The organism is Serratia ureilytica (assembly GCF_013375155.1).
Taxonomy (GTDB): domain Bacteria; phylum Pseudomonadota; class Gammaproteobacteria; order Enterobacterales; family Enterobacteriaceae; genus Serratia; species Serratia ureilytica.
Genome location: NZ_JABXOF010000003.1, coordinates 181,016 through 202,937 on the forward strand (window position 1 = coordinate 181,016; position 21,922 = coordinate 202,937).

Sequence of the window (21,922 nt, forward strand, 5' to 3'; positions counted from 1 at the left end):
TTTCCATCACTTTCGGCCTCCGTCGCCCCCGCAACGTTGCCGCCATTGTGCAGCGCATGCACAATGTCATCGCCCCGTTACCACGCAGAACGATGAAATGTGGGTGTCATAGTGAGTTTATTCGCATAAGGCCCCTGGTGTGGCTTGCGAGAACGTCACTATATGGAGGATCATGCGGCCTCTCTATCAAATAAAAGACATTCGCGTTATCAAAAGGGACAAACGACCATGGGATTCGAAGTCGACAACGCCGAAACGAAACGCATCAACCTGAGCAGCCACGAGAATTCCTCGTTCGAGGTGACAGGGCTGGTGAAACACTATCCGGCAGGCTTTGTCGTTCCTTTCCACTCGCATAAACGTTGCCATTTGCTCTATTCGCAACAGGGAGTGATGGCGGTCGAGGCGGGCAGCGGGCGTTGGATCGTGCCGCCAACCACCGCAGTCTGGCTGCGGCCGGGGGTGGAGCATCAACTGGTCATGCAGAGCAATATCTGCGTTTACGGGATTTTTGTCGATGAATTCACCGCCGCGCGGTTGCCGTTGCGCGACGGCGTTTTGCAGGTGTCACCGCTGCTGCGGGAGCTGATCGCCCAACTGGCGACGCTGGCACCCGAGGGCGAGGAAACCAAACGCCACGCGCTGCTCAGAGCGCTGTTCCTCGAGGAACTGAGCCTGCAGCCACAGCTGGCGCTGCATCTCCCTTGGCCGATGGAAGCGAGAATGGCCGCCATTTGCCGGCAGTTGGTCATCACGCCGGCCGACGATCGCGGCATTGAGATCTGGGCGGATTCACTGTCGATCAGCGCGAAAACCTTCCAGCGTCACTTTACTCAACAAACCGGCATCACCTTTGGCCAGTGGAAACAGCGTCTGCGGCTGCTGTCGTCCATTCCGCTGCTGTTGGCCGGCCACTCCATCATACACGCCGCTTTCGAAAGCGGTTATGAGAGCCACAGCGCCTATTCGGTGGCGTTTAAAAAACTGTTTGGCGTTTCGCCTTCGCGCTTTACGCTATAGCCGTATTGCAGAGCGCGCTTCTCCTATAGATTGAAGCAACCTAATGACGTATAAAGCAAAGCAGTCAACCTCCGAGGCCGCTTCCCGTGATAAAAATTGTCGTGTACCTGATTATCGCCGTGACGATCGCCATTATTGCGGCAAGAGTCATCTTTCGTTTGCCGGATATTTCCCAACGTTCACCGCAGGCGGCATTGCCGGCGGATCCTGCCGCGCTATTGCCGGCGCGGGCCGCCGAACAGATGGCGGCACACCCCGGCCTGAGCGGCGTGGTGCCGCTGGTCAGCGGCCACGATGCGTTCGCCAGCCGCCTGGCGTTGGCGCGGATGGCGGAAAGGTCGATCGATGCCCAGTACTATATCTGGCATAACGACACCTCCGGGCAGATCCTGCTGAAAACCCTGTATGACGCGGCCCAACGCGGCGTGCGTGTGCGGCTGCTGCTGGACGATAACGGCGTCGCCATGGATGAGACGCTGGCGGCGCTGAACGCGCAGAAAAACGTCGAGATCCGTCTGTTCAACCCGTCTACCGTGCGTACGCCGAAGCTGGCCGGTTACGCCTTCGACTTTATGCGCATGAACCGGCGCATGCATAACAAGTCCTACATCGTCGACGGCGCCGTGGCGATCATCGGCGGCCGCAACATTGGCGATGAGTATTTCCAGGTCGGCGACGAGAACTATTTCCTCGATCTCGACGTGTTGAGCGTCGGCAGCGTGGTGGCGGAGACCGCCGATGTCTTCGATCGCTACTGGAACAGCGCCTCGGTATTCGGCGTTGAGCAAATTATCCGGGGCCAGGGCAACCTCTCGGCATTCCTGACGCAGGCCGCCGCAACCGAAACCAGCGAGCGCGCCCGTAAATTGGCGGTGCAGCTGGAAACCAGTGCGGTGCGCTTTCGTGATGGCGCCGTGCAGCCGGAATTCACCCAGGTAGAGCTGGTGGCCGACGATCCGGCGAAGGGATTGGGCAAAGCGTCGCGCGATCGCTTGATGGTGACGCAGCTGGGCAAGATCATCGGCGGCGTCAGCCGGCAATTGGATCTGGTCTCCGCCTATTTCGTGCCGGGGCGGGAAGGGGCAACCTTCTTTGAATCGCTTGCCAAACAGGGAAAATCCATCCGCGTGCTGACCAACGCAATGAACACCACCGACGTGCTGGTGGTTCACGCCGGCTACGCCAAATACCGGCGTGAGCTGCTGCAGGCGGGCGTCGAGCTGTTCGAGCTGAAGCTGCGCGCCGGGCAACCGACGGGGCGCAAGGAACTCAAGCCGCTGGGGCTGTCCGGTGCGGCGCTGCATGCTAAAACCTTCGCCATCGATGACAAACGGGTGTTTATCGGCTCGTTCAATTTCGATCCGCGCTCGGCGCACCTGAACTGCGAAATGGGATTCTTGATCGATAGCCCGTCGCTGGCGGCCGACACCCGCCAACTGTTTGATGGCCCGCTCGAATACGCCGCCTATCGGCCGGTATTGACGCCCGAAGGCAAAATGGTGTGGAAAGAAGCCTTCGAAGACGGCCACACCGAGGTGCACCAGCAAGAACCCGGCGCCGGCTGGGTAAAACGCATCGTTCTTACCGTGGCCGGCTGGCTGCCTATCGAGTGGATGCTGTAACGCCGGCGAAGGCCGTCGCCACCCGGTGTAACAGCCGTTGCAAGGGAACCTCGCCCGCGATGATTGCAATGAGGCGCGCATCCTCAAACAGGGCGAGGGAGGGCACGGATTTGATGCCGAACGCAGGGGCGACCGTCGGCGCCTGCGCGACGTCAATGCGGCCGAAGGCGATCTCGTTGGCGTGACGGTGCAGCTGTTCAACGATCCCCTGCATATTCTGACAAGGGCGGCACCAGGAGGCGGAAAAGTAGAGGATGGCCCGCTGCCCCTCGGGTTTGTCTGCGTCATAGAGGAAACGGGTCACCTCATGGGGCTCTGCCAGGTTCGTGATCGTCATGGCAGGCTCCTGACGATCTCTATCCCCATCCAAATCATCGTGACGATTTGCGTGAAAAAGAAAGCGAAGCGCCAGGTGGCGACTTTCTCCGTCTGCTCGAAACCGATGTGAACCAGACTCTGCGCCATGCGCGCGCCGAGCAGGACCAGAGACAAGACATTCAGCGTCGTGCTTTCCACCTGAAATGCGGCTATCGCTACAACGAGGGCGGTATAAACCGGCAAATTTTCAATGCAGTTACGATGCGCCGCAATGGCGCGCTGGTAGCCATCGCTGCCCTGCGGTTTATTCGCTTGCCATTCGCTGACCGTGGCGCGGCCGGTTAAAATTCGGGACCAGCGATAAACGCCGACGGTGCCGAATAGAATCAATAATGTCCAGCCGGCAAACGCCAGCAGTACCAGGGTTGGCATATTCATAACGCATTCTCACTTGTGTTGGGAAAGAGCCTGCGGCCTCAGGGAGAGCCGCTCGGCTTGAATACAAGGCTATATTAGAATTATATAAATTAGCAATAACTAATTTAATGGATGCTAATGTAATGCTGTGCCGGCGCCTGAAAGCCGCTATAATGCGGCTGAATGATGACGGGGCCGTGATTGACCATGAATGCAAAAGCTAAGCAGGATCCTTTTTTGAATGAAGGGGCGATTGAGGCCGCCAGGCTGTTGAAAGCGATAGGCAACGAACACCGTTTGCTGGTGCTTTGCCTGCTATTGAAACACGATGAGATTGCCGTGGGGGAGCTTCAACAGTTGGTGCCGCTCAGCCAATCGGCGCTGTCGCAGCACCTGGCGAAAATGCGCAATGAAGGTCTGGTAACGTACCGACGCGAAGCGCAAACCCTGTTTTACCGTATCGATAACCCAAACGTGGCGAAAGTGATCGCCACGCTCAGAGAGATTTACGCGCCGAAGTGAGAGGGCAGGCGAAGTGCGTCGGGACTAGCGCACTTCTCGCGTTGCGGCCAACAAGGCTTGTAACGAAGGCGCTTCGACCAGATTCTCGATGCAGGCCATCAGTTTTCGCGCATTAAGGCGTAATCCCTCACTGGGTGATTGCGCACAGCAGTGAAGAAATTTCTCACGAATATCCTGCATATCGGCCGGATTCTCCGGCCAGCCGCGGCCAAACTCGGCCTTGAGCCGCAGCGTATCATCCTGCTCCGGCGTGATGTGTAGTTCGAAGCGGTCAAACCTATCGAAGGCATGTTGTTCATGAACTTCGATACGCTGCGCCAGAGCAACGACCGTAGGTTCTGTCGCTGAAGCCGCGCTGAATTCACGTGCGCTGGCCTGGCCGCGCAGCAGCGCGTTGGCGATGATGTAACGCGCGCTGAATTGCGCATCGATTTCGGCCGTTTTCTGCGGCTCGTATGGCGCGCCGCAGACCATGCGCATGGTCGGCGAGGCATGCAGAGTGATCTTCGCCCGTGCGGGATCGGACAACTGCCGATGCGGGCCGTCGTTCAACAGCGCTTCGGTCAGCGCCAGCAGAATGCTGCAGTGCGGGTAGAGTTTGAAACAGGTCGCTTCTTCACCCAGAAAGGCGGAGCCCAATTGGTGGGTCAGCAATCCCAGGTCGGGTTCGCCCGGGGCATAGAGATTGAAAAATCCGTTCTCGCCGCTCAGGACGCGTTTAGGGCCACTTATTCCAGCCTGCGCCATTAAAACCGCTTCCAGCGCATGGCGAGCCACCAATCCCTGGCTGATACGTACCGCCAGCGTCTTGTCCTGGTAGTGTTGGAAGGTGCCGATGCCAAAATCGAAAGCCAGGCCGATAGCGTCGGTAAAGGCGTGCAGGTCCAGGCGCAACAGGCGGGCGGCGATCGCTGCGCCGGAAAACAGGCCGAGGATGTTCGAGTCGAACCCGCGGTAGAAAAAGCCGTTCGCCTGCGCGGCGAGGTTGATGCGTTGAGCGAAGTCTTGCCCAACGGCCAACGCAGCCAAGGTGTCGAGGCCGGAAGCACCCGACAGTTCCGCAGCCGCCAAGGCCACAGGAATATCCGAGGAGCTGGGGTGCCAGCCAGGAGAAAGCACGTCGCAATAATCGAGCGCGCGAGCGCGTACGGCGTTGACAAACGCCGCCTGCGGCGCGGCGAGCCGCTCTTCGCTGCCGATAATGCTGGCTTCGGCGTTGCCGCTCCAGCGTCTGGCCAGCGACAGCGCCGCGTCAACGCCGCTTTGATCGTAGCCGGCGGCGAGACAGCCAAGATTATCCATGAGCCGTTTACACTGGAATGCCAGGACGGCGGGGGGAATCATGCACGCATCTACCTGCGAAGCGAAAGCGATCAATTCTTCGATCGGGTCGACCGATAATTTTGTCATGTTCATTCCTCGTTCAGTCGTTCAGGTGACTTGTTCAGCACGGCGTTTCCGGCCTGAGGATGCAGACGGAAACGCGGATGCAGCATGATCAGCAGCCACACGGTCATCACGATGCTGAGTAATCCGGCACACAGCATGGCGATCCCGAAACCATTGGCGAAGGCGCTGTGCGTCAGCGCTTGCATGCGGCTCGTGCTCAATGCATCAACGGCCGTTTGCTGTTGTTCGATGACCGCCGTCCGGGCGATTGCGGCGGCCTGTTCCACGCCTTGCGTTTGCAAAGCCGCAGTCAAGGTGGTCACCGCTTTCATGCTCATCAGCGTGCCCAGCAAGGCGATGCCCAGCGTCATGCCGGTTTGTCGCAGCGCGTTCATCGTTGCCGACGCCATCCCGGAACGTTGCGGCGCGACGGTGCGCATCACCAAGGCGCTTGTCGCCGGCATGGACAGCCCCATGCCGAAACCGAGCAGGGCCAAATAGAGCGCCACCAGAGCGTAAGGCGAATCGGCGTGCAGCTGCGTCAGCAACAGCAGGGCAACGCCCATCAGGCCATAACCGACGATCATCAGCGAGTTCACGCTCAGTTTGGCGGACAGGCGGCCAAAACCGGAAGCGGCCAGCGCCATGGCGAGAAATTCCGGCGCCATGCGCCAACCGGTGTCGGCGGGGCTCCAGCCCTGGGCCTGTTGCAGAAATAGCGAGACGAAGAAGACGCTGCTGTAAGCGGAAAAACCGAGTACAAAAGAGGCGAGGTTATAGCCGCTAAAATCGGCGTTGCGAAACAGGCTCAGCTGCAGCAAGGGGCGTTTGACCCGCGTTTCCACCCAGAGAAACAGCGCAAACAGCGCCAGGGCGGCGTACAACGGAAAACGCGATTGCACACTGTGCCAACCGAATTCTCCGGCGGCAATCAGCCCGTAGGTCAGCGCGCCAAGCCACAAGATGCTCAACCCTTGCCCCAGCGGGTCAAGCGCAGCGTGCTCAGGATGCGAGCTTTCTCGCAGCCCCCAACCGCCCAATATCAACGCGACGATCCCGACCGGAATGTTGATCCAGAAGATGCCTGGCCAACCGGTGGTATGCACCAGCAAGCCGCCCAAAACCGGGCCAATCACCAGCGAAAGGGCATTGACCGAAGACCAGATCCCGATCGCGCGGGTGCGCAACTGCTCCTCCGGAAAAGCATGAGTCAATAACGACAATGCCCCAGGGATAACGGCTGCGCCGGCGATCCCTTGTATCACCCGGCCCGTCAGCAGCATGCCGAGAGAGGAGGCGAATGCGCAAACGATCGAACCGACGGTAAACAATGCAACGCCGTACAGCCAAATACGCTTGCGGCCAAATCTGTCGCCCAGCGGACCGGAGGAAAGGATTAACGCGGAAAGGCAAAGGGCATAGGCGTCAACGACCCACTGCAGGCCCGACATGTCGGTTTGCAGCGATTCCAGCATCGTGGGCAGCGCCACATTGACAATGCTGATATCAAGCGACGCCATAAATGTACCCAGACAGATGGCGGCAACGAGCGAAATCCTGCGCATACCGGACATAGTGGGGCTCCTTATTGAGATGGGGGTGATAGTGAAAACTATTCTCATCCTATATTATGACTGACCGTCGGTCAATGGAGCGTAAATATTGATTTCACTGAGATAGGCCGGCTGGTCAATGGCAACAACATTGGTTACGATGGCCGCTGGACTCCTAGTGGATGTTGATATGAAGACAAAAGAGAAGATGAAAGAAACACAGCCTCGAACCAAACCGGCGGAAGTGCGCTTGGATGAATTGATGGATGCGGCGCAGAAGCTGTTTATCGAAAAAGGGTTTGAAGCGACCACCATCAGCGATATCGTCCGCGACGCCAACGTCGCCAAAGGGACCTTCTACCACTATTTTCCGTCCAAAAATGAAATGTTGTCCGCTTTACGTATACGTTTCACCAATCACTTTATCGAGAAAATTCAGCTGGCTATCGATGAATGCGCGCCGGATGACTGGTTGGCGCGTCTGAGAGCCTGGTGTGATGCCGGCGTGGCGACCTATTTTGAAGGCATGGAACTGCACGATGCGTTGTATCACGATCATCATTATCATACCCGAGGCAATCAGGATCGTGATGCCGTGCTGGAGCAGATCCTGACGATTTTAAACGATGGCGCAGCGGCGGGCGCCTGGCGTCTGGAGAATCCGCATCTGACCGCCATCTTGATGTATCACGGCATGCATGGTGCCGTGGATGACGTCATGGTCAACCCCGACGCCGACCGCCAAGGGCTGGGGCCTGCGCTGGCGCAGGAATTCATGCGTTTGCTGGGATGTCGCTGATCGTTTACGGCGCCGCCTTGAGCGACACCCAGTAACCGGGCTGATACGGAATGGGAAGAAATCGGGCGAAGAGTTCAGCAAAAGTCGCTTCGGGATCAACGCCGGCAAACAGCGACGGATGGAACCAAGTGGCCAGACGTTCGATCGCGACGAAATTAAAAGGGTGATCGTAAAACGGGTGCCAAATGGCGTACGCCTGTCCGTTCTTTGCCGCGGCCAGGGTGCGATAAGCCGGGCGTCGCATCAATTTTTCCAGCCGCGTTTTTGCCAGCGTCAAATCTGCGCCTGGCCCAAGGTTGATCCAGTCACCGTGGGGCGAGTAATGACTCCAGTTACTGCCGGTCACGACGATTTTATCGGGCCGGGAAGCGATCACCGTTTCCTGACTCAATGCGCCGTAAACGCCGTGAATATGCGTCTGAGCCAAATTGAATCCTCCTGCGCTATCCACCATCTCGCCGTAGTTGCCATTGCCCCAAGACAGGCAGCAATCCTCGTATAATCCGGCGGCGCGCTCCATCATTATGCGTGGGCGCGGCGGAGCCCGTTTCATCAGCGTGTCGCGGATCGTATCGAGATGACGCTGGCGGAAGCGAATCAGGCTATGTGCACTTTGCGGATTATCAAACAGCTGCCCCATGATGGCGATGCTTCTGGCGCTGTTGTTCATCAGGCCGATGCTCATATCGACAAACACCACGGGGATGTTCGCCGCCGTAAGCTTAGTCATCAGGCCGCTCGTTTCCAGCACAGAACGCGTATTCGCGTTGAGCAAAATGGCTTCGGGCCGCAAGGCGATCAACCTTTCCAGATCGAATTGCATTTGCTGCACGCCGGCGAAGGCCGGCAGCTTGGCCAGTTCGGGAAAATAACGCAGATACAGCCGGTAACTGTCCAGGTCGGCGGTGCGGAAATTGTCTCGCCAACCCACCAGTTTTTCCATCGGCGCGCGTGGGTTGAGCGCCGCAACGGTATAAAACAGGTTGCCTTCCGCCAGGAAAATACGCCGCAGAGGATAGCGTAAAGTCACCGTACGCCCGACGATATCGGTCACGATCTGTGTATCAGCCTGGGCGCGCAGAGAGCGTGAAGGCGAAGAAAGTGCCAGCAAAGCGGCCGCCTGAAGAAAACGTCGTCTGTGCATCAGAAATACCAGCTTATCGAACCGATGATGCGGCGTTCGATGCCGATGCTGCAGTAAGGCGCACTGGTGCAACTGGCGATGTAAGATTTGTTGGTCAGGTTGTTGACCGTCAATCCCAGCTCCAGATTATACAGACGAGGATCCCAGGCACCCGGCGTATAGCGAACGGTCATATCGCCGAGCCAAACGGCGGGCACTTTGAAGGTGTTGGCGCCATCTCCCCAACTGGCCCCCAGGTAGCGGGTACCGCCACCGATCAGCAGCCCCTGCAGCGGCCCTTTAGTAAAGCGATAGTCCAGCCACATCGAGCCGGTCTGCGCCGGAATCCCCACCGGATGTTTCCCCTGCGTGCTATCGTTAGCCTCCGTCACGACGTTGTTGACCCAGGCATAGGACAGCATCAGATTAAGGTTATCGGTCACCGCCGCCCGTGATTCCAGCTCCACGCCGCGAGAACGCACTTCACCCGTTTGGGTGTAATAACTGGGATTAAGGGGATCGATGGTGCTCACATCGCGCTGCGTCAGTTGGTAGACCGCCAGGCTGGTCATCGTTGCGCTGCCGGGAGGCTGCAGTTTCATCCCCATCTCATACTGAGTGGAATGGGTTGGCTTGAACGGCGTGCCTTGAGCGTTTGTGCCGGTCAACGGATCGAAGGCGGTAGAGACGCTGGCCCACGGCGCCAGGCCATTGTCGAACGGGTAGCTCAACCCGGCGCGATAGCTCCAGGCTGCGTCATTGGTTTGCGTTTGAGTATGGGCCAGATTGTCACTGGTACGCATGCGTGACCAGTCATGACGGCCGCCCAACAACAAATGCCATCCGCGCCAGCTGGCTTCGTCCTGTCCGTATAAGCCCGTGCGCTGGAAGCGTTGCGTTGTCGACGTGCGTGAAACCGGGATAGGTTCGAATGAAGGGCGGTACTGTTCGGACCAGGGATCAAACGTCACGGTTTGCGATCCCCACCAGTCTTTATCCAATTTACCGGCCTGAAAGTCGATCCCGGCCAATCCCTGATGGACGATGGCGCCGGTAACGAATGTCGTCTCGGCCTGGTTATCCATCACGATGCTGTCCGCCTGACTCGGTGCGTCCTGATAAACCGCCGTCAAAAGTCCCTCGTCCGGCGTGATGGCGCGCGTAAAATCGCGCCGCACCGTCGAGTCTACGTGGGAATAGCGCAGGTTTTGCTTTAGGCGCCAGCGATCGTTCAATTCGAATTCAAGCAGCGAGGTCATATCGTATTGCGTACGGCTCGAGTGCTCGTGCGCGGGATCGCTGTAATTTCTATCGGTATCTATCTTGCCGTGCGGATTGGGCAACAGCCCCAAAACCTGGGCGGGAAGGGTGTTGTAATAGCCTGATTGGGGTTCGCGAAGATAGTGAACCAACACGGTCCAGCGCGTGCGATCATTGGGTTGCCAGGTGATTGCGGGCGCCAGAAAGAGGCGCTTTTGCCTGGTGTCTTCGATCTGCGAACCGCGCGTGGCCGCCAGACCATCGAAGCGGTACACCCACCGTTCGTCATCGGTCAGCGCGCCGGTGGAATCGAGGCTGAGGGCGTGCGAGCGGTCATTGCCGACATCCCATTTAAGCTGATTCGACTCGGCGGTGGAAGGGCGTCGGGAAATCATATTAATTACGCCGCCGGCGCCCCCCTGGCCGTATAACGAGGATGAAGGGCCATGCAAGACTTCAACGCTTTGCACTCCCCAGGTTTCAATTTGCGGTCCCCAAATGCCGCTATTGCCGATGACGCGCAATCCATCCAGGTAGTAGTCGGCCTCAAAACCGCGCATTTTGGCGAAGTCCACGCCGCTGGAAAAGGCGCCGAAACGTTCCACGGCAACGCCGGCGCTGTAGCGCAACGCCTGGCTAACCGTGTCGGCCGACTGCACGTCCATTTGCTGGCGATTGACCACCGAGACAAATTGCGGCACATCGACCAACGGTGACCGGGTTTTGGTCGCCACCGTCGCTTGCTGTGCGGCATAACCCTGTGGGGCATTGTCTGAGGAGGAACCCTCTGCGACCACCCAGATCGACTCTTCATCGGCCGCCAGGGTCAGGCAGGGCATCATGCCCAGCAACAACGGGCAAAGATAAGCCTTCCGCAGGCGAAATCCGTTGAATTTATTCAAAAAAAATCCCTCTTTAAGTAAGAGTCTCGCTGCGAGGGCGGGAGTCTGGTCATCTCAGGCAAGCGTTAAAATACTCATTGACCGACTGACGGTCAATATGAATAATTATCAATACCATTTAACGATTGGATAACATTATGAAGACTCTGGATGATTTGTTGGCGCTGTTGGCTGAGGTGGGGGTACCTGAAGATGTGCTGCAAGAGGCGGATGGCAGCTGGCAGTTGCGTCAAGATTTAGCACTCAGTTCGGCGGAAACGGTGGCATTGCAAGCCCTGCTGAAAGCCCGCTGTGTTAACGCGCCATCGCTGTGGGGAGGGCGAGACTATTCATTAGAACAGCTTATTTCTGAAATGTCATAAGCAAGTATAAAAAAAGTATTATTTATAATGTGTTGTTTATAAAGGAGATTAAAACGACATGATAGGGGTGAAACATAAGATCTACAAATAATTAACGCCAAGGTAATTGACTGACGGTCGGTCATGGTGTTTGATGTCGACCAGAAAATGAAGTGTTTTTGAGTCCGTTTTGCTTTTCATTCTGAGCCAATACAGAAGTGATGGCGCCGCCTGACCGAGGTGCCGAAAGCTGTTTGTTTAACGAATTGTGATTGAGAAAGATAACAGTCAAACAGTGAGTTAACTCATTATGGAGTCGCTATGGTTAGTGTTGAGGATTCGATCAACCAACGTTTATTGCTGGCCCTTCAACAACATGGACAGCGCCCGGCGCTTTTTGAACACGGGGAGGTTTACACTTACGACTGGCTGAACGGTGCGGTGGCTTCAGCCGCTTTGAAGCTGTGTCAATTGGGCGTGGTGAAGGGCGATCGGATCGCCTATCAATTGCGCAACACCCGTGAAGCGGTTGTCATCATGCTCTCTTCGTTGATGCTCGGTGCGATCCCGGTGCCGATATTACCCTCTTATCGAGAAAAAGAGCTGAGGCACATTCTGCATCTGACGGCGCCAAAAGTATTTGCCCTGCAGCGAGGTTCCCGTCGCTATAACCCACTTGCCGCTTTGCAGACGCTGTTGGCCGAAGGTCTCAATATCGATGTGATATTGGTCGAAGACTACGATGACGCCGGGCACGACACTCGTTACCTAAACCTGCAACATTTCTGTTCGCCTTTGACGCCCGCGCCGCCACTTCACGCCGCCACCATGACGCCGTCGGATACCGCCGTCATGTTGCTCTCGAGCGGCACCACCGGTTTACCTAAAGCGATTGCCCGTAAAAATGGCGGCTACAGCTATATGATCGAGTGCGGCTGTGACGTGTTTGCTTTAGACAGCCATTCGGTCTATTTCGCCGCGATGCCGGTTTCGCATGGGTTTGTCATCAATTGCCCCGGTATACTCGGTACGCTTTCTCGCGGCGGCGCCGTTGCGCTCGCCGACGCCCCGTCGGCGGAAACGGCGTTGGACGTGATCGAGCAATGCGGCGTGACACACACCACGCTGGTGCCTGCGTTGCTGTCTCAATGGAGCGAACTGCAGCGGCAAACGCCGCGCGACCTGACGTCTTTGTGGCATGTTCAGGTGGGTGGCGCCAGGGTGACGCCTGAGCTAGCGGCCTCCGCCTCCCGCAACCTCGGCATTACCCTGCAGCAGTGCTATGGCATGAGCGAAGGGCTGCTGTGTTTTAACTCGATTGACGATGATGACACTCTGCGATTCAGCTCTCAGGGCCGGCCGTTGAGCCCGCATGATGAAGTGCTGATCGTCGACGAAAACGGCCGTCCTTTGCCCGTGGGCAAATCAGGCGAACTGATCACCCGCGGCCCTTATACGCTCACCGAGTATTACCAAAATCCCCAGGCTAATCGTAGCGCGTTTACGGCGGACGGCTTCTACCGTACCGGCGACCTGGCGCACGTCGATGCCGCGGGCAACATTTTCATCGACGGCCGCGTAAACGACTCGATCAACCGCGGGGGAGAGAAATTCAGTCCCAATGAGATAGAGGAGTTGGCTGAACAGCATCCTGCCGTGGTGCGAGCCGCCTGCGTTGGTATGCCGGACGATCTCTACGGTGAGGTGCCTTGTCTGTTTGTCACCAGCACAGATACCACTCTGACTCTCAGCGCATTGCGCCGCTTCTTTGAGAAAGAAGGGCTGGCGGCGTTCAAGGCGCCGGAGCGGCTGATTGTCATCGATACCATTCCGATGAAAGGGATCGGCAAGATAGATCGCGTGACGTTGCGCGACATACTGCGCCAGGAACAGACGGTCAAAAATACGGCGGGGTTGAACTCATGACGCCATTGCGCACGTCTCTCGGTTGCGTGGTGAGGCTCAGCCGCCCATGCAGTTCACCGGTCAGCAAACAATTGGTCGTATTTCCACATGCCGGCGGCGGCGTTGCGTTCTATCAGCACTGGCGTGATCTGCTGCCGGACGAGGTGGATCTGTTCATCGTGCAGTATCCCGGGCGAGAAGACGCGCAAGACGCGCCGGCTTGGGAAACGGCGCAGCGAGCCATTACGCGCTGCGTTGATGCGCTGCATTCTTCGCTGGGCATCGCGCCGGTGGTGATTTTCGGTCATAGCATGGGCGCGCTGTTTGCCCTGCAGGTTGCCGCGGCGTTACAAGCGTCGCGTTTTAACATCGACGCCGTGTTGTCGGCCCAGCGCGCGCCCTCTGAACTGAAAATACTTCAACAGGAAAGCCTGCGGCAAGAGGTGTTGGGCGACATCCTGACATTCAGTGAAAGCAGCGGCGCACTGTCGCTGGATGAGATCACTCGCCCGCTTGTCACCCGCTTGATACAGCAAGATCTACAGCTGTTGGGCGCGCTCAGCGCAGAACCTTTGCCCGACATGCAGCCACGCATTTTGGGCGGCGATAACGATCCGTTGGTTAGCCGCGCCGCGCTGTCGCGGTGGGAAAAAGAACTCCCCGGCAGCCGGGTGCAATTCCTCGCGGGCGATCACTTTTATTTCGCGCAGGACACCGCTGCGTTTCTCCGCCAGCTGCTCCGGTAACGCTGGCTTATTTGTCAACGTATGGCTTTAAAGGAACCTCTGATGAATTTTGAGCTGTTTAACCCACAGGATTGCGCACCGGATACGGAGAAAGCCTTCGCTCTGTTCCCCCAGTTGAAAAAATTCTATGCGACGTTAGGCAATACCCCGCTGGTTGAAGTGCCGTCGCCAAAGGGAAAGGCGTCGATTTACGCCAAGTTTGAGTTTGAGAATCCGTTTGGCTCGGTGAAAGACCGCACCGCGTTCGGTCTGTTTTGCGATGCCATCAATCAACACGACTTCGCCGCCGGTGAATTGAAGTTGCTCGATTCCTCGGGGGGCAATATGGCGAAAGCCCTGGCCAAACTCGGCAATATGTGCGGGATAGCGGTGCAAGTGGTGATCCCGGATTCGTCTCCGCAACCGCTTATCGACACGTTAAAAGCCGATAAAGCCATCGTTACTCTGGTCGATCGCAATCAGTTCCTGCTCGGCGTCATTGCACGCAGCCAGCAGATTGCGCATGAAGATGGCAGTTGGACGCTGCTTTCTCAGCATCTTAACCTGGTCAACACCGCCGTACATCAGCATGCGACGGGCGCAGAGATTCGCCGGCAGCTGGAGGGTGAGCGCATCGACGGTTGGGTATCGGCGGTAGGGACCGGCGGGACCTTGTCGGGGGTGGCCGCCGCGTTGCGGCAGGATAACCCACAGCTGATCGTGTGGGGCAGCACGCCGCGCGAACTGCCTTACGGTACGCTGTCTGCGCCGAACGGTGAACCTAAATTTGCCGGAGCCGGCGGGTTGGGCTTCGGTTTCCGTCAGCCTTTCATCAGTAAGTTGATGCCGCAGGAACCGCCTTTCAATCCGGTTTCCTATCGGGAAGCGCTCAGCGCGATGCACGAATTCCATCAGTTGACCGGCGTTAAAATCGGCGCATCTTCCGCCGCCAACTGGAAAACGGCCTGTAAGCTGGCAGAAACGCTGAGTGCGGATCAACGGGTTGTCACACTCTTTGCCGACGCCGGTTCCGATATCGATCGAGAAAAAGGGCGCGAGTGGTTCAAACAATCTGAAGCCTTGACCGTTTAATAACGTCTAAAAGGAATATTTCATGGAAATTATACAGGGCAATAATAATGTATTGTCTGAGCTGATCGCGCTTGGCGATTATGTTCGCCAGTTAATAAGTTCAGGTAAAGAGGCCAACGATATTGAGCATATTTTGGCGACGAAAGACGGCTATAACAATGCCACCGTGCTTTCCGTTATCGAAATGGCAAATATTACCTTTAAAGCAAAAGCGGATAATGTCCCTAACGTTGGCGATGCCAATTCACATATCGATCGGTTGGTGGATAAGCAGGGGCATGATATCGGCACGATGAAGGGCCAGGGGTGGAAAATCGCCTCACTGCCGGACGACAGCGTGGTTTCCTGGTACCACGAGACGGCCGAGACGCCGCTGGGGCGAATCGAAACCGCCGGCATTTGGAATTCCAGTGCGATTTGGGCGGGGCAATGGCAATCGTTGTTCGCCGCCGGCGTTAGCGGGGATGTCATGGGGAAGATCGGCGTTCGTCAGCTCTATCAGGATATTCCGCGAGAAAAATATCTGACGCTGATCGTCCTGTTGCCGCTGGATCAGATTAAAAGCTTAATTAAAAAATAATTTTATCAAACACACACAATATCCATTACGAGGGATAGGTATGCACACGTCGGTACACTGGGATGTCATTATTATCGGCGCTGGCCCCATCGGGCTGGCCGCCGCATGGAATTATGCGCGAGAGCATCGCGACCATAAGGTTTTGGTCCTGGAACAACATGCGCTATTTACGCAACTGGCCGGCACCAGCGGGGAGGAGCGCCATTGGCGTTTGCAATATTCGGAGCTGGAAATATTCCGCCTTACCCTGGAGGCCGACAAATTGTGGCGGCAGCTGGAACAACAGGCGGACAGAAAACTGATCCACCGCATTGGCAGCCTATGGTTCGGCGATGCGGATGTCTGGACCAATGAGGGGCAAATCCGCCAAACCATGCTTTCAATGGATGAAATGAGGTTGCCTTATGAACGTCTGACGATGCGTGAAATCGAACGGCGCTATGGTTTCACCGGCTTGGACAGCAACTATGAAGGTTTCTTGCAGCAAGACGGCGGCGTGATCGACGTTAAAGGCACCCTGGCGTCGCTTTACTCGCTGGCCAGCGAAGCCGGCGTGGAGTTCCAGTTCCAGCAATGTGTGAAGGCCGTGGAGCCCGATGCTCGGGGCGCAACGGTGCTGACGACGCAAAACCGTTATCGCGCCCGTAAAGTCCTGGTTGCCAGTGGGCCGGGCAGCAAGAAACTGCTGCGCCAGTTGGATATTGAACTTGCGCTTTCTACCTATGAGATGGCCTGCATCAGCATGCTGCGCAGCCAGCGCCTGGGAGCCAACGATCCCTTCTGGTTTGCTTTCCAACCGCCGGTGGAGAGCGACAGCAACCTGTTTTATGGCTTCCCGCCCAACCCTTGGTCCGTCAATGGGTTTGATCGGCTGGGGACCGATTTCGAAGTGGATCCGATCACCGAAGCCAATGCGCCTGGCTATAGGGCAAACCCGCAGCACGTGGAGCGCGCGTTGGAGTTTGCCCGCCGGCATATGCCGTTCCTCGAACCGGATAAACAGCATTCCGCTGCAAGCTGTCTGGCCGTGTTGCCCACCGATCCGGCGCGCCAATTCTATCTCGACAGCGCCAAGGGCCGCTGCCACGGCGGCGAACATCTGGTGGTCTCGGCAGGGGGATGGGCGTTCAAATTTACGCCTCTGATGGGGCAAATTTGCGCCGATCTGCTGGCGGAACGAGAGCCCCGTTGGGACATCAGCGCATTGCGTTTCTGAGCGGAGAACCTTCATGCAGCAGGTGAACAGCAATGAACGGGATATCGCCCTGGTTGGCATGGCCTGCCGTTTCCCGGGTGCCGAGGACATCGAAAGCTGGTGGCATAATTTGATCAACGGTGTCGAATCCCTGGTTCGCGTCGATAACGATCGGGATGATGCCGTCGACAAGGGATATATTCCCGTCGCCGCGCCTGTGGCCGGCGACATATCTCGCTTTGATGCAGGATTCTTCGGTATTAGCGCGCGCGATGCGCTGCTGATGGATCCCCAGCAGCGGCTCTTTTTGGAATGCGCCTGGCACGCGCTGGAAAGCGCCGGTGTGACACCGGGGGAACTTGAGGATACCGGGCTGTTCGCCGGCTGTAGCAGCTCTGACTATTTACGTCAGGCGCAAGGATCCGAGCTACTCGATAAACTCAATCCTTCGCCGTTCGAGCGGCAAATAATGAGCGATAAAGATTACCTCACCAGCAGGGTGGCCTGGCATCTGGGCATCGGGGGGCCGGTGTGCAACGTGCAAGCCGCCTGCGCCACTTCGCTGGTGGCGGTATACGAAGCGGTCCACGCCTTGCGCAGCGGCCGTTGCAACCTGGCGTTAGCAGGCGCTTGTACCCTAAGGATCCCGCAAAACGACGGCTATTTTGCGCAGCAAGGCATGGTGTTTTCCACCGATGGGCACTGCCGGCCATTTTCCGCAGATGCCAGCGGTACGGTATTCGGCAGCGGCGTCGGTGTGGTGGTGTTGAAGCGCCTGAGTGATGCGCTGGCGGCCGGCGATAACGTCGTCGCGGTGATCAAAGGCGTGGCGATGAATAATGACGGCGCGCGCAAAGTCAGTTTTACCACCACCAGTTTGCATGGCCAGCAACGCCTGCTGCGCCAGGCGATGGACGATGCCCGGTTGACGCCTGAGGATTTTCGCGCCATCGAAGCCCACGGTACGGGCACTCTGGCCGGCGATCCCATCGAATTCGAGGCGCTGAACGGCGTTTTCCGAGAGCATACGACACGACGGGGGTTCTGCGCCATCGGCGCAGTCAAGGCTAACGTCGGGCACCTGGAAACCTGCGCCGGCATGGCGGGATTGATTAAGGCCGCCCTGCAAATTCAGCATGGCTGGCTCACGCCGCAGATCAACGTTGGCTCACCGAATCCGGAAATGGCATTGGCGGAGAGTCCGTTTGAGTTTATCTGTTCCGCTCAACGGTGGGATCGCGAGGATCCGCGCCAGGCCATCGGCGTCAGCGCATTCGGTATTGGCGGTACGAATGCGCATGTCGTACTGGCGAGGCCGCCTGTCATGCCGCCGGCGCGAACAGCGGCCTCATTGTCCTCCACCGTCGTACCGATCAGCGCACAGTCAGAACAGGCCTGGCATCGGCTGGTAAAACGCTATCTGCAGCGACCGCACGGCGAAAACGACGAACGCTTGGCCTGGAGCGCGCAAAGCGGAAGAAAGTCGCTGCGCTATCGCGGCACCTTGCAGATAGACGATCGGGGCGCGTTGAGCGTGAAAGAAAACATGATGGATACGGGGAAAGGGCGCTTGTCGGTAGTTTTCCAATTCCCTGGCCAGGGAAGCCAGTTTATCGGTATGGCCAGCGATTTGATGGCGCAGGATGCGACCTTCAGAAAACTGATGAACGACAAACTGCAGATAGTGCAAACGCAAGCCGCACTGGATCTCTCGGCGTTATTTACCGGAGAGGCCGCACCCGAGTCGATTAACGATACCGCGTTGACGCAGCCCGCGCTGATCGCCGTCGAAATCTCCATGGCCGAACTGCTGATGCATTACGGCGTCGAGCCGGATTGGGTCATTGGGCACAGCCTCGGCGAAATTGCGGCGGCCTGGGCCGCTGGGGTGTTCTCGGTGCAAGAGGCGCTGGTTTTCGCCGCTCATCGTGGGCGTCTGATGGCCGGGTTGCCGTCCGGGATGATGTTGGCGGTAGAGCTGAGCGTTCAACAGGTTCAGCCCTGGTTGAGTCATCAGCTATCGCTGGCGGCAGAAAACAGTGATGACGGCTGCGTGCTGTCCGGCACCGCTGAAGCCATTCGCGCTTGCGAACGCCAGATGCGAGACCGAGGCGTGCGATGCAAAGCCTTGAATGTTTCACATGCGTTTCATTCGACCCTGATGGATCCCATTCTTGACGAGCTGGCCGATATTGCGCCGCCGCCGGGTGAATCGGCGACGGGGGTACGTTACGTCTCCGCCTTGCTGGCGACCGAAGTCGAATGTTCGGCGCTTGACGGCCGCTATTGGGCGCGTCATGCCCGTGAACCGGTCAATTACCACCGCGCCTTGCAGCAGCTACCGCAGCGCGGCAAGACGTTGTTTATCGAAGTTGGGCCGGGTTCGACGCTCACGGCGTTGGTTGCACAGCTGAAATCCGCCGGTTCTGTGACCGCGGTGCGAACCTTGCCGCGTCGCGACGAAGCGCAGAATGAAGGTGCCGTATGGATCCAGGCGCTGCAAAAAATCTGGCGCGCCAGCGTCAACGTTAACTGGCGCCGCCTGTGGCAACTGCCGCCTTCGCGCATCGCATTGCCGATGTATCCCTTCGATCCGGCGCACTGGTGGTTGGGCGAACGGGACAGGCAGGGGCCGCAAGCCGAGCGAACGCCGGCGGCAACAAGCCAGTCAGATCCCCAGATGGCGCGTATCTGGCGCGTTTGGGGGGATGTGACCGGCGTGAACCCCGATTCTAACCACTGTGACTTTTTTGACGCCGGCGGGCAGTCGCTGATGGCGCTGCGCCTGCTGGCGATGTTGGAGCAAGAGTTTGGCAAGGCAATAGGGATGGCCGATTTTCTTAAGCGGCCTACGCCGTGGGGCATTAAACAACAGTTGGACCAGGCTGGAGCATTCGAGCAAGATTCTCATTAAAACAGGATGGCAAATTATGTCAGTTAACAATGAATTGCTGAATACACATAACCAATACCAGATAGAAACGGTCGTAATCGATGACGAAACGTCATTCACCCTGGCTTACTCGTCGCAGATCAAGCTGCTACCGGCCAATGGCGGTATCCGTTGGCGAAACTATGCGTCCCGGCAGCAGCAGGAAGAGGAGGCGATCATGCTGGCGCAGCGCATGTCGCTGAAGCACGGGCTGTACAATACCGGCTTCAGCGGCGGCAAAATCGTGGTGAACAGCAAACGTTCTCCCCAAGAGCAACCGGCAGTGCTTGAAGCGATAGGCGCTCTGCTCAATCGCTATGGCGGCACCATGTTTACGGGATGCGATATCAATACCGGCAATCGAGAGATGGACTATCTGCGGCAGTTTACGCCGTGGATCCTGAATGCCATGGACAGCCCACAAGTCGATACATCGGTGGCAACCGGCTACGGCGTCTGGAGTTCGATGAAAAAAGTGTTGACGCTGAGGCTCAATCATTTGCCTCGCGCGCGCATTGCCATTCACGGTATGGGCAAGGTCGGCACTGAAGTGGCGAAACAAAGCCTGCTGTTCGGTTGTGAGGTGACGGCCTATGACATCAACCCCGCAGCGCAATTTCCTGCGGGGGTGCGCCGCGTGAGCGAAGAGGAACTTTGGGCGCAACCCAGCGAGGTGCTGTGCATCGCGTCGATGTCCAACGTATTGAATGCACAGAATATTGAACAGCTGAATACCCGCTGGGTGGTGAGCAGCGCCAACTCACCGTTTAATACGCCACAGGCTGAACAGCGGCTGTTGGCGCGCGGTATTCACTATCTGCCGGACTACGTCAGCAACGCCGGCGCAGTGATCTGCGACAGCATCGAAATGGCGTTTACCGACCGTTATAACCAAATGAACCAGGAGCAGGTCAACGCCTATGTTCACTCCGTGATTGGCGCCAAGACGGAGGAGTTGCTGCAGCGCGCTCAACTGCTCAATTGCGATATTGGACAATTGTTGCAACCGATCAAATCCGCCGCCATGGTGGCGTAAGAAATGGGCCGGGGAGCCTGCGCTTTCCCGGCCTCGGCATTTTTAACGGGCACATAACTCCATGATTATTGTAAAAGACGCTTTGCGTTGCAAAGTAGAGGCCGAATCGCAAGGGCGTCGCACCGTGCTTTACACCGCAAGTGGGCAGCCCAGCTATATGCATGTGATACCTCGTTTTACGCTGCAAGAGGTCACATCAGGGTTAGGCGAGGCGGTTCATCCTGCGTTTATCGTCAACGGTCAGCGAAAAGAGGCTTTCTTCTACGGCTGTTACCCCGGCACGCTGATCCATGGCGAACTGGTCAGTCAACCTGAGACGGCCCCGGCCAGCTGGCATGACCTGGCCGCATTTCGACAGGCGGCGGCTCGCAATGGACGCGGCTGGCACATTGGCACCAACGCCGAATGGGCCGCGTTGATGTTCTGGTGCCGTCATCATGGCTGGCCGGAGTTAGGCAATACCGAGAGTGGGCGATCGCATCGCGATCGACGCCAGTATGGCAAGCGATGTGACGGCGGTGTCGTGGGCGATGAGCAGGGCGATCCGACAACGTTTACCGCATCCGGTCCGGCTGCCTGGTATCATGACGGTACGCCGCACGGTATTGGCGATCTCTGCGGCAACCTTTGGGAATGGCAACACGGGCTGAAATTGGTCGCGGGGGAAATCCTGCTTTTACCGGACAATGACGCCGCGATGCCGATGACCGATAATGAAGACGAACGCTGGCGCGCGGTCGACCTGGCAACAGGCGAGTGGCTACCTCCCGGCAGCCCGGGAACCGCAAAATTCGATGCTTCATCGCCGAGTCTTACCGGCAATGCCGGCACGCCGCGCATTTCGGACCGTATCCGGCATTTCAACGGCGATCCGCATGACAATGGGTATCCGCCAGGTTTGATGGATGATGAGTTCGGGCGTATTGGTGCGGCAAGTGGAGAGTCGGTGCCGGATATATTGAAAATCCTCGGCGTTGTACCGCATCACCGGTGTGCGGACGGCGATCAGGTTTATCTGCGCAACTACGGCGAACGCATGCTGATGCGAGGCGGCGCCTGGTATTCCGGTGCGGGTGCCGGGCTGAGAACGCTGTGCCTGAGCCATGGCGCTGGGCATGCCAGTGCGACGGTGGGCGCCCGGCCGGTATGGTGTTTGTAAGCGGTTGGCAATTCACTGGGTGGCGCAGCGGC

Annotated in this window: 19 protein-coding genes; 13 read left to right on the forward strand and 6 right to left on the reverse strand. The window is 57.7% G+C overall.

Going from position 1 to position 21,922, the window contains the following annotated elements; all coding sequences use genetic code 11:
* Positions 1–228: 228 nt before the first annotated feature.
* A complete protein-coding gene (locus tag HWW83_RS07415) occupies positions 229–1,020 on the forward strand; it encodes an AraC family transcriptional regulator (protein ID WP_033643079.1) in 792 nt (263 codons plus the stop codon).
* Between the two features lie 86 nt (positions 1,021–1,106).
* Positions 1,107–2,642 (forward strand): phospholipase D family protein, encoded by a 1,536-nt coding sequence (locus HWW83_RS07420; RefSeq protein WP_069100165.1) that lies wholly within the window; start codon positions 1,107–1,109, stop codon positions 2,640–2,642.
* Here HWW83_RS07420 and HWW83_RS07425 read toward each other — a convergent pair.
* Positions 2,623–2,979, reverse strand: coding sequence for a thioredoxin family protein (locus HWW83_RS07425; protein WP_050594418.1), 357 nt, complete (start codon positions 2,977–2,979; stop codon positions 2,623–2,625). The two genes, HWW83_RS07420 and HWW83_RS07425, sit on opposite strands and share 20 nt — an antisense overlap.
* Positions 2,976–3,398 (reverse strand): MAPEG family protein, encoded by a 423-nt coding sequence (locus HWW83_RS07430; RefSeq protein ID WP_033650398.1) that lies wholly within the window; start codon positions 3,396–3,398, stop codon positions 2,976–2,978. The genes HWW83_RS07425 and HWW83_RS07430 overlap by 4 nt, the downstream gene beginning before the upstream one ends.
* Positions 3,399–3,584: 186 nt before the next feature.
* On the opposite strand from HWW83_RS07430, the gene HWW83_RS07435 reads away from it, so the two are divergent.
* On the forward strand, positions 3,585–3,899 hold the full coding sequence (locus tag HWW83_RS07435) for an ArsR/SmtB family transcription factor (RefSeq protein ID WP_042784504.1): 315 nt from the start codon (positions 3,585–3,587) through the stop codon (positions 3,897–3,899).
* Between the two features lie 24 nt (positions 3,900–3,923).
* Here the strand turns inward: HWW83_RS07435 and HWW83_RS07440 are convergent, their stop codons facing one another.
* The gene (locus tag HWW83_RS07440) at positions 3,924–5,309 is read right to left on the reverse strand and encodes an MmgE/PrpD family protein (RefSeq protein ID WP_176589171.1); all 1,386 of its coding nucleotides are present in this window, start codon (positions 5,307–5,309) and stop codon (positions 3,924–3,926) included.
* Positions 5,310–5,311: 2 nt separating this feature from the next.
* Positions 5,312–6,910: an MFS transporter gene (locus HWW83_RS07445; protein ID WP_332107997.1), complete on the reverse strand. Its 1,599-nt coding sequence runs from the start codon at positions 6,908–6,910 to the stop codon at positions 5,312–5,314.
* A 121-nt stretch (positions 6,911–7,031) separates the two neighbouring features.
* On the opposite strand from HWW83_RS07445, the gene HWW83_RS07450 reads away from it, so the two are divergent.
* Entirely contained in the window at positions 7,032–7,640 is a 609-nt protein-coding gene (locus HWW83_RS07450; RefSeq protein WP_033643085.1) for a TetR/AcrR family transcriptional regulator, read from the forward strand.
* A 4-nt stretch (positions 7,641–7,644) separates the two neighbouring features.
* Here the strand turns inward: HWW83_RS07450 and HWW83_RS07455 are convergent, their stop codons facing one another.
* Both HWW83_RS07455 and HWW83_RS07460 read right to left on the reverse strand, forming a co-directional pair.
* On the reverse strand, positions 7,645–8,784 hold the full coding sequence (locus HWW83_RS07455) for an ABC transporter substrate-binding protein (RefSeq protein ID WP_176589172.1): 1,140 nt from the start codon (positions 8,782–8,784) through the stop codon (positions 7,645–7,647).
* Entirely contained in the window at positions 8,784–10,925 is a 2,142-nt protein-coding gene (locus HWW83_RS07460; RefSeq protein ID WP_083223800.1) for a TonB-dependent siderophore receptor, read from the reverse strand. The genes HWW83_RS07455 and HWW83_RS07460 overlap by 1 nt, the downstream gene beginning before the upstream one ends.
* Before the next feature lie 137 nt (positions 10,926–11,062).
* Between HWW83_RS07460 and HWW83_RS07465 the strand changes: the two genes are divergently transcribed.
* The 9 genes from HWW83_RS07465 (at position 11,063) to HWW83_RS07505 (ending at position 21,890) form a co-directional block, all read left to right on the forward strand.
* Positions 11,063–11,287 (forward strand): hypothetical protein, encoded by a 225-nt coding sequence (locus HWW83_RS07465; RefSeq protein ID WP_033643087.1) that lies wholly within the window; start codon positions 11,063–11,065, stop codon positions 11,285–11,287.
* Positions 11,288–11,587: 300 nt separating this feature from the next.
* Complete coding sequence (locus HWW83_RS07470) at positions 11,588–13,192, forward strand: AMP-binding protein (RefSeq protein ID WP_069100162.1); 1,605 nt, start codon at positions 11,588–11,590, stop codon at positions 13,190–13,192.
* The gene (locus HWW83_RS07475; RefSeq protein ID WP_176589173.1) at positions 13,189–13,917 is read left to right on the forward strand and encodes a thioesterase II family protein; all 729 of its coding nucleotides are present in this window, start codon (positions 13,189–13,191) and stop codon (positions 13,915–13,917) included. Before HWW83_RS07470 ends, HWW83_RS07475 begins: the two co-directional genes overlap by 4 nt.
* Before the next feature lie 42 nt (positions 13,918–13,959).
* Positions 13,960–14,988, forward strand: a complete 1,029-nt coding sequence (locus tag HWW83_RS07480; protein ID WP_033643090.1) for a PLP-dependent cysteine synthase family protein — start codon at positions 13,960–13,962, stop codon at positions 14,986–14,988.
* Between the two features lie 22 nt (positions 14,989–15,010).
* Positions 15,011–15,568, forward strand: a complete 558-nt coding sequence (locus HWW83_RS07485; RefSeq protein WP_050440105.1) for an allene oxide cyclase barrel-like domain-containing protein — start codon at positions 15,011–15,013, stop codon at positions 15,566–15,568.
* Positions 15,569–15,608: 40 nt separating this feature from the next.
* A complete protein-coding gene (locus HWW83_RS07490) occupies positions 15,609–16,784 on the forward strand; it encodes an NAD(P)/FAD-dependent oxidoreductase (RefSeq protein WP_033643091.1) in 1,176 nt (391 codons plus the stop codon).
* Between the two features lie 13 nt (positions 16,785–16,797).
* Positions 16,798–19,677 carry a type I polyketide synthase gene (locus tag HWW83_RS07495; RefSeq protein WP_129993069.1) on the forward strand — a complete coding sequence of 960 codons (2,880 nt, stop codon included), beginning with the start codon at positions 16,798–16,800 and terminating at the stop codon, positions 19,675–19,677.
* A gap of 16 nt (positions 19,678–19,693) precedes the next feature.
* A complete protein-coding gene (locus tag HWW83_RS07500; RefSeq protein WP_033643093.1) occupies positions 19,694–20,731 on the forward strand; it encodes a Glu/Leu/Phe/Val dehydrogenase dimerization domain-containing protein in 1,038 nt (345 codons plus the stop codon).
* A 61-nt stretch (positions 20,732–20,792) separates the two neighbouring features.
* Positions 20,793–21,890 (forward strand): hypothetical protein, encoded by a 1,098-nt coding sequence (locus HWW83_RS07505; RefSeq protein ID WP_060660711.1) that lies wholly within the window; start codon positions 20,793–20,795, stop codon positions 21,888–21,890.
* The last annotated feature ends 32 nt before the right edge of the window (positions 21,891–21,922 follow it).